Source organism: Bradyrhizobium sp. Kon37 (assembly GCF_055807535.1).
The window spans coordinates 1-249 of the sequence record NZ_JBVVOY010000306.1 but is presented as its reverse complement, the minus strand read 5'-3'; the positions used below and the strand labels follow the sequence as shown (position 1 = coordinate 249).

Genomic DNA, 249 nt, shown 5'->3' with positions numbered 1-249 from the left:
GTCATCGTTCTCATACTGCAGAGAAGAGGTGTCGATGGACACTTTAGCGGCGAATTTCTTGAAGTTCAGCGGCAGTTTTTCAGACCACAGAATGGTCATGTTCGGTTCCGGAGACGGACCCATGGTGTACAGGGTGTTCAGGAAACGGAAGCTGTTTTTGGTAACCAGGGTACGACCGTCGAGGCCCATACCACCGATAGATTCGGTTGCCCAGATCGGGTCGCCAGAGAACAGTTCATCGTATTCCGG

General features: G+C 52.2%; 1 protein-coding gene. It reads right to left on the bottom strand.

The window, feature by feature from the left end; all coding sequences use genetic code 11:
* The coding region (locus tag AC0L3J_RS38260) for a pyruvate formate lyase family protein (protein WP_473350600.1) at positions 1-249 on the bottom strand (249 nt) is incomplete at both ends.